Source organism: Pseudomonas sp. Eqa60, from assembly GCF_018326405.1.
In the GTDB taxonomy this organism is placed as follows: domain Bacteria; phylum Pseudomonadota; class Gammaproteobacteria; order Pseudomonadales; family Pseudomonadaceae; genus Aquipseudomonas; species Aquipseudomonas protegens.
This window is the reverse complement of sequence record NZ_AP024342.1, coordinates 6,205,289-6,219,264: the sequence shown is the minus strand read 5'-3', so window position 1 is coordinate 6,219,264 and position 13,976 is coordinate 6,205,289. Positions and strand designations below refer to the sequence as shown.

Here is a 13,976-nt window from a genome sequence, read left to right as displayed (position 1 = left end):
ATAGGTGCATCCATGCAGATTTCGGTAAATGAGTTCCTGACACCCCGCCACATTGATGTGCAGGTTGTCAGTCCAACCCGCGCCAAGATCACCCTCGAGCCTCTCGAGCGTGGTTTTGGCCACACCCTGGGCAACGCGCTGCGCCGCATCCTGTTGTCCTCAATGCCCGGCTGTGCAGTAGTCGAGGCCGAGATTGACGGTGTGCTCCACGAGTACAGCGCCATCGAAGGTGTACAGGAAGACGTAATTGAAATCCTGTTGAACCTTAAAGGTCTGGCTATCAAGCTGCACGGCCGTGACGAAGTTACGCTGACCTTGTCGAAGAAGGGTTCGGGGGTGGTTACCGCTGCCGATATTCAGCTGGATCATGATGTCGAGATCGTTAATCCCGATCACGTAATCGCTAACCTGGCGTCTAACGGCGCCCTGAACATGAAGCTCGTAGTAGCTCGTGGTCGTGGTTATGAACCGGCCGACTCGCGTCAGAGCGATGAAGACGAAAGCCGCAGCATTGGTCGCTTGCAGCTCGACTCTTCGTTCAGCCCGGTTCGCCGTATCGCATACGTGGTGGAAAACGCCCGTGTCGAGCAGCGTACTAACCTGGACAAGCTGGTTATTGATCTGGAAACCAACGGTACTCTGGATCCTGAAGAGGCTATCCGTCGTGCTGCAACCATCCTGCAACAGCAGTTGGCTGCGTTCGTCGACCTCAAGGGTGACAGTGAGCCAGTGGTAGTCGAGCAGGAAGACGAGATCGATCCGATCCTGCTTCGCCCGGTTGACGATCTGGAACTGACTGTACGTTCGGCTAACTGCCTTAAGGCGGAAAACATTTACTACATCGGCGACCTGATTCAGCGTACCGAAGTAGAACTGTTGAAGACTCCGAACCTGGGCAAGAAATCCTTGACTGAAATCAAGGACGTTCTGGCCTCCCGCGGTCTGTCCCTCGGCATGCGCCTCGACAACTGGCCGCCTGCAAGTCTTAAGAAGGACGACAAGGCGACTGCCTGATCGTCGTAATCACCGAACGTTGTGTTTGGTAAGGAATGAACCATGCGTCATCGTAAAAGTGGGCGTCACCTGAGCCGCACCAGCTCGCACCGCAAGGCCATGTTCCAGAACATGGCGGTGTCGCTGTTCGAGCACGAGCTGATCAAAACTACACTGCCGAAAGCTAAAGAACTGCGCCGCGTTGCCGAGCCGCTGATCACTTTGGCCAAGACAGACAGCCTGGCTAACCGCCGTCTGGCTTTCGACCGTACTCGTTCGAAAGCTATCGTTGGTAAGCTCTTCAACGACCTGGGCAAGCGCTACGCTACCCGTGAGGGTGGCTACCTGCGCATCCTCAAGTGCGGTTTCCGCGCTGGCGACAACGCTCCTATGGCGTACGTTGAACTGGTTGATCGTGCTGTCGGCGGTGAAGCTGTATCCGCTGAGTAAGACGTCAGTCTGAAACAAGGAACCGGGCCTAGCGCCCGGTTTTTTGTGTCTGCCTATATTGGATATTTCTATCGTTAGCTAATGTGTAATGCATTGGATGTTGTAACACTGGTGGTCAATACTCTTTGTCAGCCGATTAGCCGGCAGTTTCACAGACTGACAGAGGAAGATTGAGCATGAGCCAGACCAAAACTCTTACTACCGCAAGTGGCGCTCCTGTCGCTGATAACCAGAACTCTCGTTCCGCCGGCCCCCGGGGCCCTCTGCTTCTCGACGATTTTCACCTGATCGAAAAGCTCGCCCATTTCAACCGCGAGAATATTCCCGAGCGTCGCGTGCACGCCAAGGGTTCAGGCGCCTATGGCACTTTCACCGTTTCTCGTGATATCATCGAGTACACCAGCGCCAAGTTGTTTGAGGCGGTAGGCAAGAAGACTCCGACCTTCCTGCGTTTTTCCACGGTGGGCGGCGAGCGTGGTTCGGCAGACACCGAGCGGGACCCACGCGGCTTTGCCCTCAAGTTCTACACCGAAGAAGGCAACTGGGACATCGTAGGCAACAACACCCCGGTGTTCTTCATTCGCGACCCGCTGAAGTTTCCCGACTTTATTCACACCCAGAAGCGCTTGCCCCAGAGCAATCTGAAAAGTGCCCAGATGATGTGGGATTTCTGGTCCCATTCGCCTGAGGCGCTGCACCAGGTAACCATTCTGTTTTCCGATCGGGGTATTCCGGACGGCTACCGCCACATGCATGGCTTTGGCAGCCACACCTACAGCCTGATCAACGCCAAGGGTGAGCGGCACTGGGTCAAGTGGCACTACAAGACCAAGCAGGGCATCAAGAACCTGGCGCCGGCTGACGCAGCGCGCCTGGCCGGTACCGATCCTGATTATGCCCAGCGCGACCTGTTCAATGCGATCGAGCGCGGTGAGTTTCCGAAATGGAGCGTGTGCATCCAGGTCATGACCGAAGCTCAAGCCGCCGCGCATTACGAGAACCCCTTCGATGTGACCAAGACCTGGTCGCAGAAAGAGTTCCCGTTGATCGAAGTGGGTGAGCTGGAACTGAATCGCAACCCGTTGAATTACTTTGCAGAGGTCGAGCAGGCTGCATTCGGCCCTAGCAACATGGTACCTGGGGTAGGTCTTTCGCCGGACCGCATGCTGCAAGGCCGGGTATTCGCATACGCCGACGCGCATCGCTACCGTGTGGGTACCAACCACCAACAGTTGCCGGTGAACGCTCCATTGAGCCCGGTGAACAGCTACCAGCGCGACGGCTCCATGGCTTTCGGTACCAATGGTGGTGCGGCGCCTAACTACGAGCCCAACAGCTATGGCGATGCGCCGAAGCAGGCTCCACGTTATGCCGAGCCGGCCCTGGCACTCAGCGGTGCTGCGGACCGCTACGATCATCGTGAAGACACCGACTACTACAGCCACGCTGGTGCGTTGTTCCGCCTGATGAACGATGAGCAGAAGGCATTGCTGATCAATAACATCGCGGGCGCCATGGCTGGAGTGACGGCTGATGTGGTTGATCGGCAGTTGCAGCATTTCTACAAGGCCGACCCGGCTTACGGCGAAGGCATCGCCAAAGCTTTGGGCGTATCGCTCAAGTAAGTCTAAATAAGAAGCAGAACCGCCCTCATTTGGGCGGTTTTTGCGTTATTTCTACTGGTTTTCTCAGATATTCTTCACTTTTTCAGCTATTTCTAAGTGACCTGCAAGTCAGCTTGGTTCAAACTATCCACTTTCAAGCAGGGAGATGTAGGGCGATGCAAGGTCACCCGGACGTAATCGATTACCTCAACACGTTGCTGACGGGCGAACTGGCAGCACGCGACCAATATTTCATCCACTCGCGGATGTACGAAGACTGGGGCTTTACCAAGCTCTATGAGCGTATCAACCATGAAATGGAAGAAGAGGCGCAACACGCCGACGCCCTGATGCGCCGCATCCTGATGCTCGAAGGCACTCCGCGCATGCGCCCTGACGATCTCGACACCGGAACCACGGTGCCGGAGATGCTGGCCAGCGACCTGCGCCTGGAATACAAGGTGCGCGCCGCGTTGTGCAAAGGCATCGAGCTGTGCGAGTTGCATAAGGACTATGTCAGCCGCGACATCTTGCGCATCCAGCTGGCGGATACCGAGGAAGATCACACCTACTGGCTGGAGAAGCAGTTGGGCCTGATCAAGTCCATCGGCCTGGAGAATTACCTGCAATCGCAGTTCTGATTGCCTTAGGTTTTGCTGCCTGTTCGCGAGCAAAGCTCGCTTCTGCGGGAAGCGCAGCAACCCCTAGAGACAAAAAAGCCCCTGGCACCGTCAAGTGCCAGGGGCTTTTTCATGGGCCTCAGGCTCGGTCGCGGGTCAGCAACGGCTTGAGGTAGTGCCCGGTATGGGACTGCGGCATCTCCGCAACCTGCTCAGGGGTGCCCACGGCAATGATCTGGCCGCCCTTGGAACCGCCTTCCGGCCCCAGGTCCACCAGCCAGTCGGCGGTCTTGATCACATCCAGGTTGTGTTCGATCACCACCACGGTGTTGCCGTGATCGCGCAGGCGGTGCAGTACGTCCAGCAACTGCTGGATATCCGCAAAGTGCAGGCCCGTGGTCGGCTCATCAAGGATATACAGAGTCTTGCCGGTGTCGCGCTTGGACAGCTCGCGAGACAACTTGACCCGCTGCGCTTCGCCACCGGACAGGGTCGTCGCCGACTGCCCCAACTTGATGTAGGACAGGCCTACATCCATCAGGGTCTGCAGCTTGCGCGCCAGGGCAGGCACCGGGTCGAAGAACTCCCTGGCTTCCTCGATGGTCATTTCCAGCACCTCGTGGATGCTCTTGCCCTTGTACTTGATTTCCAGGGTTTCGCGGTTGTAGCGCTTGCTCTTGCACACGTCGCAGGGCACGTAGATGTCCGGCAGGAAGTGCATTTCCACCTTGATCAGGCCATCACCCTGGCAAGCCTCGCAGCGCCCACCCTTGACGTTGAAGGAGAAGCGACCGGGCCCGTAGCCCCGGGAGCGCGACTCGGGTACCCCGGCGAACAGCTCGCGGATCGGGGTGAACAGCCCGGTGTAGGTCGCCGGGTTGGAGCGCGGAGTCCGGCCGATCGGGCTCTGGTCGATATCCACTACCTTGTCCAGGTGCTGCAGGCCGTTGATGCTGTCGTGTGGCGCGGCTTCCAGGGTGGTGGCGCCATTCAGTGCGGTGGCGCTCAAGGGGAACAGGGTGTTGTTGATCAGGGTCGACTTGCCCGAGCCCGATACCCCAGTGACGCAGGTCAGCAGGCCAATGGGGATCTCCAGGTCGACATTGCGCAGGTTGTTGCCGCGAGCGCCCTTGAGGGTCAGGGAGAGCTTCTTGTTGCGCGGCGTGCGCTTGGCCGGCACCACGATCTTCACCCGGCCCGAGAGGTATTTGCCGGTCAGGGAGTCCGGATGGGCCATGACCTCTGCGGCGGTGCCTTCGGCAACGATTCGCCCGCCGTGCACACCGGCCCCCGGGCCGATATCGACGACATAGTCGGCCAGGCGAATGGCGTCTTCATCGTGTTCAACCACGATCACCGTGTTGCCGATGTCGCGCAGGTGTTTCAGGGTTCCCAGCAGGCGATCGTTGTCCCGCTGATGCAGGCCGATGGACGGCTCGTCGAGGATGTACATCACCCCCACCAGGCCGGCGCCGATCTGGCTGGCCAGGCGGATACGCTGGGCTTCGCCGCCGGACAGGGTGTCCGCGCTGCGGTCCAGGGTCAGGTAGTCGAGCCCGACGTTGACCAGGAACTGCAGGCGCTCGCGGATTTCCTTGAGGATCTTGTCGGCGATTTCGCCACGGCGCCCGGTGAGTTTCAGGGTGCCGAAATAATCGGTGGCGTCGCCGATGGGCAGGCTGGTGACTGCCGGCAGGGTTTTCTCGCCCACCCAGACGTGCCGCGCTTCGCGACGCAGGCGGGTGCCACGGCAATCCGGGCAGGGCTGGGTGCTGAGGAACTTGGCCAGCTCTTCACGCACGGTGGCCGACTCGGTTTCCCGGTAGCGGCGCTCCAGATTCGGCACTATCCCTTCGAACGGGTGGGAGCGCTTGACGATGTCGCCCCGGTCGTTGAGGTATTTGAAGTCGACGTTCTGGGTGCCGCTGCCGTGCAGGATGACCTTCTGCTGATCCGCCGGCAGTTGGTTGAACGGTACTTCCAGGCTGAAGCCGTAATGAGAGGCCAGCGAACCGAGCATCTGGAAGTAATAGACGTTGCGCCGGTCCCAGCCGCGTATCGCCCCTTCGGCCAGGGTCAGCTCGCCATTGACCAGGCGCTTGATGTCGAAGAACTGCTTGACCCCCAGCCCGTCGCAGGTCGGGCAGGCACCGGCCGGGTTGTTGAAGGAGAACAGCTTGGGTTCCAGTTCGCTGATGGCGTGGCCGCAGATCGGGCAGGCGAAGCGCGCGGAGAAGATCATCTCCTCTCCCGGCTCGTCGTCCATCGGCGCCACCAGGGCAATCCCGTCCGCCAGTTTCAAGGCGGTTTCAAAGGATTCGGCCAGGCGCTGCTGCAGGTCGGCGCGGACCTTGAAGCGGTCGACCACCACATCGATGGAGTGCTTCTTCTGTTTATCCAGCTTCGGCAGCTCGTCCAGCTCGAACAGCTTGCCGTTGACCCGGGCGCGAACGAAGCCCTGGGCTCGCAACTCTTCGAAGACCGACAGATGTTCGCCCTTGCGCTCGCGGATCACCGGGGCCAGCAGCATCAGCTTGCTGCCTTCGGGCTGGGCCAGCACCAGGTCGACCATCTGGCTGACGGTCTGGGCTTCCAGCGGGATGTCGTGGTCCGGGCAGCGTGGAGTACCGACGCGGGCATAGAGCAGGCGCAGGTAGTCGTAGATCTCGGTGATGGTGCCGACGGTGGAGCGCGGGTTGTGGGAGGTGGATTTCTGTTCGATGGAAATCGCCGGCGAGAGGCCTTCGATGGTGTCGACATCGGGCTTTTCCATCATCGACAGGAACTGTCGGGCATAGGCCGAGAGCGACTCGACATAGCGGCGCTGGCCTTCGGCATACAGCGTGTCGAAAGCCAGGGACGACTTGCCGGACCCAGACAGCCCGGTGATGACGATCAACTTGTCCCGCGGCAGGGTCAGGTCGATGTTCTTCAGGTTGTGGGTGCGGGCCCCACGAATCAGAATCTTGTCCAAAAGTGGCCTCGATCGGCGGGCGTAAAGGCAGGAGTATAAAACCAAACACTGGATGGATGCACACTATCGTTCGGCGCTTTTTTGATCGCTGGCATGGGCTGCGCGGCAAAGCGTCGCCATATACCCCCTCAATCGATCCGACTGGTAGAATCGCCGCCGGTTCACATGAGGTTTATCCATGCACGATCCCCACAACGAACGCATGAGTGGCAGCGAGACCCGCGCGGCAAGCGGGCTGGCCCTGGTGTTCGCCTTCCGTATGCTTGGCATGTTCATGGTACTGCCGGTCCTGGCGACCTATGGAATGGATCTCGCAGGAGCGACCCCGACCCTGATCGGGCTGGCGATTGGTGCCTATGGCCTGACCCAGGCAGTGTTCCAGATTCCCTTCGGGATCATTTCCGACCGTATCGGTCGTCGTCCGGTTATCTACCTGGGGTTGATCGTGTTCGCCCTGGGCAGTGTGCTGGCGGCCAACGCCGATTCGATCTGGGGGGTGATCGCCGGGCGTATCCTGCAGGGCGCCGGCGCAATTTCCGCGGCGGTGATGGCACTGCTTTCCGACCTGACCCGCGAACAGCACCGGACCAAGGCCATGGCCATGATTGGCATGACCATCGGCCTGTCCTTTGCCGTGGCCATGGTGGTGGGCCCGCTGCTGACCCGCAGTTTCGGGCTTTCGGGGCTGTTCCTGGCCACCGGGGCCATGGCCCTGGTGGGCATTCTGATCATCGCCTTCATGGTGCCGCGCTCAACCGGGCCGCTGCAGCACCGGGAATCCGGAGTGGCGCGCCAGGCGCTGATCCCGACCCTCAAGCACCCCGATCTGCTACGCCTGGATCTTGGTATCTTCGTGTTGCACGCGATGCTCATGTCGAGCTTCGTGGCCTTGCCCCTGGCGCTGGTGGAAAAAGCCGGCCTGCCCAAGGAGCAGCACTGGTGGGTCTACCTCACCGCACTGCTGATTTCGTTCTTCGCCATGATCCCGTTCATCATCTACGGCGAGAAGAAACGCAAAATGAAACGAGTTCTGTTGGGCGCGGTCAGTACGCTGCTGCTCACCGAGCTATTCTTCTGGGAGTTCGGCGACAGCCTGCGGGCGCTGGTGATTGGTACCGTGGTGTTCTTCACCGCGTTCAACCTGCTGGAAGCGTCCTTGCCGTCGCTGATCAGCAAGGTTTCGCCGGCGGGTGGTAAAGGAACGGCGATGGGGGTGTATTCCACCAGCCAGTTCCTCGGTTCGGCACTGGGCGGCATCCTCGGCGGCTGGTTGTTCCAGCATGGCGGTTTGTCGGCTGTGTTCCTTGGATGCGCAGTCCTGGCTGCACTCTGGCTGGCCTTTGCTGTTACCATGCGCGAGCCCCCGTATGTGACGAGCCTGCGCTTGCCGTTATCGCCCGAAGCGATCCGCGAAGCCGGCCTGGTCGAGCGCCTGAAGGCCGTTGTTGGGGTAACAGATGCCGTAGTGGTGGCCGAAGAGGCCGCCATTTACATCAAATTGGACACCGAATTATTGGATCGCACGACCCTCGAGCAGCTGGTCAATCCAGCGCCGTCGGCGAGCGAAGCCTAGGAGAACGTTATGGCCCGTGGGGTTAACAAAGTCATATTGGTCGGCACTTGCGGCCAGGATCCCGAAGTTCGCTACCTGCCTAACGGTAACGCCGTGACCAACCTGAGTCTGGCCACCAGCGAGCAGTGGACCGACAAGCAGACCGGTCAGAAGGTCGAGCGCACCGAGTGGCACCGCGTGTCGATGTTCGGCAAGGTCGCGGAGATCGCCGGTGAATACCTGCGCAAGGGTTCGCAGGTCTACATCGAGGGCAAGCTGCAGACCCGCGAGTGGGAAAAAGACGGTATCAAGCGCTACACCACCGAAATCATCGTCGACATGCAGGGCACCATGCAGCTGCTGGGTGGCCGTCCACAGGGCGACCAGCAAGGCCAGGGCGGCATGTCCAACTCGGCACCGCGTCCACAGCAGTCCCGTCCTGCTCCGCAGCCTCAGCGTGAGTCGCGTCCAGCTCCACAGCAGGCCGCTCCACAGCCGGCTCCGGACTTCGACAGCTTCGATGACGATATTCCGTTCTGATCGCTGTTTTCAGCGTTCAGCATCGATAAAAACGGGGCCATGCAGATGGCCCCGTTTTTTTATGCCCGGGTTTAACCGGTGTGCCGTATCACTCAGCTCAAAGCGCCACCCGCCGCAGTCGGCCGCTCAGTGCGACCACCTGCTGCTCCGGCGTCGGAATCGGCCGCCCACTCAGGCCCATGCCTTCACTCACCAGCACCGCGTCTGCGACGCAGCACAGGTTGGAAGGCGTATCCAGGCCCTTGGCGAGTACTTGCACGCTGCGTTGCTGCAAATCGCAGCGCAGCAGGCGGCCGCTGAAGCGGGCGAAGCCGCCGTGCAGGACTTCGCCGGCCCAGTCCGTCGGCAACGGTTGCAGCAGCCGGTCGCACAGTTCCAGCACCAGGATCCGCTCCTGCGGGTCCAGCGCCAGCCCGGTGGGCAGTTGCAACCCGCGAATCAGCACCTCGATCCTGCCGCTCTCGGGCCAGACCCGGATCACCTGGCCCGCCTTGTCGGCGAAGTCGATACCCATCCGCGGCGGGTCCCGGCGCAGCTCGCCGGAGAACAGGCTGACCAGCACTGCATCGGTCTGCGGCTCGTGCACCAGGGTCACCGGCACGGCTTCCTGGCCCTGATCCAGATCGGGCAGCTGCGCCAGGACTTGTTCACCGCCTTCGGTGAACTCCACCAGTTGGTTGCTATCGGGCTTGACCGCCAGCCAGCTGCGGCGCGACGGGTGATAGCACAGCGAGTTGAGGTTGCCGCGACTATGGAACAGCGGCTCGGGCGGGTTGTATTGCAGGTCCAGCAGCTTGGAGCCGGCGACGTAGTCGGTTTGGCTGGCCAGGCAGCGCCCGTCGCCCAGGGCGATGTCCGACAGGCCCATGATTTCGTCGCGCAGCATGCGCGATTGCATGTTCATCGAACGAAAACCCTGGGCCACGACCTGGGGCGGCAGGTAGGCGCCCGGCTGGCCCGGATCCGGACGCAGGCGGCTGATGCGGCCGCTGAACGGCTGGTCCGGCAGGCCTGAGCCGGCTTCCGCCAGCAGCAGGCTGCCATCGCCTTGCAGGCAAACCCCGCGAGGGTTGAGCAGGCCCTCGGCGATGACGTGATCCGGTCGCAGCACCTGCTCGAGCTGGGTGGGAATATGCAGAGCAACGGGCATGGTCTTCTCCTTGTTCAAGGCTGCCAGGGCGTGCCGTTGAGGTAGGCGGTCAGCAGGGAGCGTTGGCTTGGCGACATCGAACGCACCACGGACATGTACAAGGTGGTGTTCTGGTACTCGGGGGATATCCGGGCCAGGATCGCCTGTTTGTAACCCATCACCGCGTCGGGCTGATTGAGCTGGATGTAGCGCGACATGGCGGGGAAGGCCAGGTAATGAAAGCGCAGCACGTTTTGAAACGCCTGTTCCCAGGTGACGATGCTGCCTGTTGGAACGCCGAAGTCGCTCCAGGCGTACTTGCGGAAGTTGCTGAAGCTCTGGGTCAGAGGGTTGTTGTTGATGGTGTAGGTCAGTGTGGTGAAGCCAGCCTGGGTATTGGAACCGGCGACGGGAACGACGTTGAAACTCACCGAAGGTTGACCGGCCGGCACCGTTACCGAGTTCGGAAGCTCCAGGAAGTTCCAGTAGCGGTTGGCTTGATAGACGGCGGTCGCCGAGGCATCGATGCTGATCGGCGTAGCCTTCTGCACCGGCGCTCCCAGGTAACGTACTTGCAAGGTGATCTGCACGCCTGTGCTGTCGGGATCGAGGTAGGTGTTGCGCTGATCGCTGTAGACCCGATACGGGCATTCGGGGCCCACAGCGCCGGGTTGCGGGTGGTCCCGGGGGCACTAATGCACAAGGGCGTGCTCTGCACCAACTGTGTCTGGGTCGAGTTGAGCGGCACGTCGATGATGCCGCCGTACCGGTAGTAGTCTTGCAGCAGCGGATTGCTGGGCTCGAAGCTCGCCAGGGGCGTGGTTCCGGCCGCGATGGTGACGGTCCCGAAGTCGGCGTTGGGGCCGATGGGGCTGGTGATGTCGTCGCGTACAGCCCTGAACGTCTGCTTGGGGATCAGGTTGACCATGTCGATGCTCAGTTGCCCGTTGGCGACCTCGGCATAGGCCACGCTGTTGATGTTCAGGTCTTTGTCGGCATTGATGATTTGGCGGCCCGGCGGACAGATCTGCGGCTCATCGGTAAACGCCGTGGCCAGGGTACCGATGACCCGGCCGATGCTCGGGTTCGGGCTGAACTGGTTGGCTGCGTAGTCGGCATTCAGTTGCTCGGTGGTCAGGGTCGGACACATTTCGAACATCACGAAACGCAGCACGATCCCGGTAGCGTTGGGCGCCTCGATCAGGGCCCGGAGTCCGGCACTTTCCTTGTTGTAGCTGACGATGCTGCTCAGCGGAAAGGTCAGTTGAAAGGTGCCGCTGGCGTGGAAGGAGCCCGGCGAGTCCATGGTTGCAGGTTCCAGCACCCGGGTATTGAGGTCGAAACTGCTGCACACGGTATCCCAGCGAATCAAGAGCTGAGGCGTGTTGCCGTTGCCGATCTGCAGGCCTCCGACAAAGATCTGGGTCGTGGTGCTGGCTGTGGGGTCCAGGTCGACCATCATTGGGCCGGAGTAGGGACCTTGTCCGGTGCCGGGGGTCACGGAGCCGAGCAGGTAAACCGGCTGTCCGACCATATCCCCTTCCAGCGCAATGTTGCCCGGGGTGCCTTGGGAACTGATCAGCGCGTTGTGCAGCGTCACCACGTGTTCGCCATAGTGGTTCCAGCCGCCGGCCGTGTACCGACTGTTGGGGCCGATTCTCGGGTCCGGGGCGTTGATCAGTTGGTACAGGTGCTCATCGCTATAGGTCTTGGCCTGGTCCGCCACGGTCGAGGTGGTCAGGTCGAACAGCTCAAGGGAGGTGGCGATGCCATTGGGCAAGGTCGGTGAGTTGTTTGGCACGCTGACGTCGGTAGAGATGCCGCCCCAGAAGTTCAGTCGGGGTCCATTCAATATGCTCATGATCTATTCCTTATCCTTGGCGACGCTGGTGACTGGGGCTTGGGCGAATCTGAACAGGAAGGAGAAGTCGCTCTTGTACTGGCTGTTGAGCGGTGCGGCCATGGAATGGCAGTTCATGCAGCTGCTGTTGGTCTGGATGTAACTTTCCATGGTGACGTTGGCCGACAGTGATGGCGTTGGTTGCCCCAAGGGGTTGCCGGGGTTATCCGGCGACTGCGGGCGTTGGGTGGTGATCAACTGGTAGTACTTGAACACGCTTTGCTGTACCTGCGGATCGCCCTGGTATTGGGTATTGATCTGCTGGGTGACGTCCGTGATCGGGGTGACCCGGTTCAGTGGGTCCGGGGTACTGAAGCTGTTACCGGGTTTTGGGGTACAGACCATTTGTCCAGCTTGTTGCTGCCACAGGCAGGGGGATTGGTTGAGGCTTTCGGCGGGCGCCTTGGCGTTGAAGTAGGAGTAGAAAATCCCCGAGACCGGTTGGTCCACCCAACGGCCCCCCAGCTGGGTCTTGGGAGGCACGTTGTCGACCTGCTCGAAGGTCGACCAGACCCACTGCGGGAACCCCTCCACCTTGCTGATGATGTGCAACCCCACCAATCCCAAAGTGGCCTCGGTGGTGCCGTTGGGCTGTCCCTGACTGTCGAACTGGGTGACCAGGGCCTTCATTGTCAGATAGCGGCTGCTGTCGTCGGCGCTGCCGAGGATGCGCCAGCTGCTCTTGATCTCGCCGGCGTTGTTGGGAAAGCTGATGTTCTTCGCTGCGTTGACGACCACCGCGTTGTAGAAGTCGTTATCGACGATGTAGTTGTAGGAGACCTCGTTGGCGGCGATGTCGTAGTAGGTCGGGTTGCCGCGCTGGTCAATCAGCCAGCCGCCCACCGCCTGGTTGTCCGATTGCACCACCTGGGTGTTCTTGACCGCGGCGATGTTGATCAGGCTGAGATTTCTGCGGGGCAGTTGCGAGTTCCAGAGGCCCGGATTCTTGGCCCCGGGGAGGAAGGTCTCGCTGACGCTCTTGTAGGTCTGCCACACGGTATCGCCAGGGCTGCCCAGGGGCTTGCTGCAATCGGCCACTCCGCGCTGTCCCGCCTGGGCCGGCCAGTTCAGGTTGATGAACATCTTCCAGCTGTATTGATCGAAAGCCTGCTGCGACGCGCCCGCAGCAGGCACCGCAGCCGTGGGTGGGCAGCTGGTCTGCGGCGCCGCTGCGCTGGGCTGCAGGGCGCTGGCCTGCTGGCTGCCCAGGCCAAGCAACAACAGGGCGGTGAAACGGCTCAAGGGGTTCATGAGGCGGCTCCTGTCATGGCGAGGGGGGCGAAAGTTGGTTCCACTGCGGCCGCGCACCGTTCTTCAGCGATGGCGGTGGCGTGAAGAGCTGGCAGTCCGGCGGGTTGGCCGGGCACATCTTCGCCACCTGGTCCCAGGTCGTGGCCGGATTTGGTTTCTCGGTGCGCCAGTTGAGGTAGTTCTGGCTGACGATTGGCGCGTTGGCGACGCTCTCGTCACCGGAGAAATAGAACGATTGCGGATGCTGATAGGCCGGCTGGCCCGGGCCGTCGCTGCTGGCTTTCTTGTAGAACGCATAGCCGAACAGAATCGGGCTCGGCTGGACCGGGATCTCCAGCGCGTAGGCCTGCACGCTGCCATCCAGATGCTGGCTGCGGGCGGCGCTGTAGGGCAGGTGCTTGATGAAGTCCCGGCGCGGCGGGTGGTTCATGGGCGAGAACATGCAGCAGGCCGGCATGTCCTTTGGCCGGTCCTCGGGGTAGGTGAGGAAGTAGGCCTTGTTGCCCAGGGAAACGAAGGAGCAGGTGTAGTTGTTGTCCTTGATCGGGAAGATCGGCAGGCAGTACTTCTCGTAGTGCTCCATCATCGCCCCGGTGCCGTCCTTGTCGGCCGGCACATAGTCGTTGTCGTAGTAGCTGGTGCCCCGGGACACGGTGTAGTCGGCCGGTTTCAGGGTGCTGGGCGGGCTGCTGTAGGGCGGTGGGTTCTTCACGTAGTTGGCGGTGACCCGGTACATGATCCAGTCACTGACCCAGGTTGCCGGGTAGAGCGGATCGGCCGGCTCGCCGGGTTTGCGCTTGGCGATGCAGTTGTTGGTCTTGGCGTCGCACCCCCGGTCGTTGTGCACGCCCATGTTGAAGTAGACGTTGTCGGGGTAGGTCTCGGCCCATAGCGTTTGGCTGGCGCTCAGCAGGCTGGCGGCCAACAGCAGTTGCTTGAAGAGACTGGCGTTCATCTGACACT

10 protein-coding genes and 1 pseudogene are annotated in these 13,976 nt (G+C 61.0%); 6 read left to right on the top strand and 5 right to left on the bottom strand.

Annotated elements, in window-relative coordinates:
- Nucleotides 1–12: 12 nt before the first annotated feature.
- The 4 genes from rpoA to bfr all read left to right on the top strand — a co-directional run bounded on the left by rpoA (nucleotide 13) and on the right by bfr (nucleotide 3,688).
- Nucleotides 13–1,014 carry a DNA-directed RNA polymerase subunit alpha gene (rpoA, locus tag KI242_RS28165; RefSeq protein WP_007970428.1) on the top strand — a complete coding sequence of 334 codons (1,002 nt, stop codon included), beginning with the start codon at nucleotides 13–15 and terminating at the stop codon, nucleotides 1,012–1,014.
- Nucleotides 1,015–1,056: 42 nt separating this feature from the next.
- A complete protein-coding gene (gene rplQ, locus KI242_RS28160) occupies nucleotides 1,057–1,443 on the top strand; it encodes a 50S ribosomal protein L17 (protein WP_007924175.1) in 387 nt (128 codons plus the stop codon).
- A gap of 176 nt (nucleotides 1,444–1,619) precedes the next feature.
- The gene (locus KI242_RS28155) at nucleotides 1,620–3,068 is read left to right on the top strand and encodes a catalase (protein ID WP_212805731.1); all 1,449 of its coding nucleotides are present in this window, start codon (nucleotides 1,620–1,622) and stop codon (nucleotides 3,066–3,068) included.
- Nucleotides 3,069–3,223: 155 nt separating this feature from the next.
- Nucleotides 3,224–3,688: a bacterioferritin gene (bfr, locus tag KI242_RS28150; RefSeq protein ID WP_011063770.1), complete on the top strand. Its 465-nt coding sequence runs from the start codon at nucleotides 3,224–3,226 to the stop codon at nucleotides 3,686–3,688.
- Between the two features lie 118 nt (nucleotides 3,689–3,806).
- On the opposite strand, the gene uvrA is transcribed toward bfr, so the two are convergent.
- Nucleotides 3,807–6,641, bottom strand: a complete 2,835-nt coding sequence (gene uvrA, locus KI242_RS28145) for an excinuclease ABC subunit UvrA (RefSeq protein WP_019094235.1) — start codon at nucleotides 6,639–6,641, stop codon at nucleotides 3,807–3,809.
- A gap of 178 nt (nucleotides 6,642–6,819) precedes the next feature.
- Here uvrA and KI242_RS28140 point away from each other — a divergent pair, with 178 nt between their 5' ends.
- The gene (locus KI242_RS28140; RefSeq protein ID WP_011063768.1) at nucleotides 6,820–8,214 is read left to right on the top strand and encodes an MFS transporter; all 1,395 of its coding nucleotides are present in this window, start codon (nucleotides 6,820–6,822) and stop codon (nucleotides 8,212–8,214) included.
- 9 nt (nucleotides 8,215–8,223) lie between these two features.
- Nucleotides 8,224–8,733, top strand: coding sequence for a single-stranded DNA-binding protein (locus tag KI242_RS28135; RefSeq protein WP_011063767.1), 510 nt, complete (start codon nucleotides 8,224–8,226; stop codon nucleotides 8,731–8,733).
- Nucleotides 8,734–8,830: 97 nt separating this feature from the next.
- Here KI242_RS28135 and KI242_RS28130 read toward each other — a convergent pair whose 3' ends face one another.
- The 4 genes and pseudogenes from KI242_RS28130 to KI242_RS28115 form a co-directional block, all read right to left on the bottom strand.
- Nucleotides 8,831–9,883, bottom strand: a complete 1,053-nt coding sequence (locus KI242_RS28130) for a hypothetical protein (RefSeq protein WP_212805730.1) — start codon at nucleotides 9,881–9,883, stop codon at nucleotides 8,831–8,833.
- 14 nt (nucleotides 9,884–9,897) lie between these two features.
- Nucleotides 9,898–11,723, bottom strand: a pseudogene (locus KI242_RS28125) (hypothetical protein).
- A gap of 3 nt (nucleotides 11,724–11,726) precedes the next feature.
- Nucleotides 11,727–13,013 (bottom strand): hypothetical protein, encoded by a 1,287-nt coding sequence (locus tag KI242_RS28120; RefSeq protein WP_212805729.1) that lies wholly within the window; start codon nucleotides 13,011–13,013, stop codon nucleotides 11,727–11,729.
- Nucleotides 13,014–13,026: 13 nt separating this feature from the next.
- Nucleotides 13,027–13,968: a hypothetical protein gene (locus KI242_RS28115; protein WP_053154150.1), complete on the bottom strand. Its 942-nt coding sequence runs from the start codon at nucleotides 13,966–13,968 to the stop codon at nucleotides 13,027–13,029.
- Between the last annotated feature and the right edge of the window lie 8 nt (nucleotides 13,969–13,976).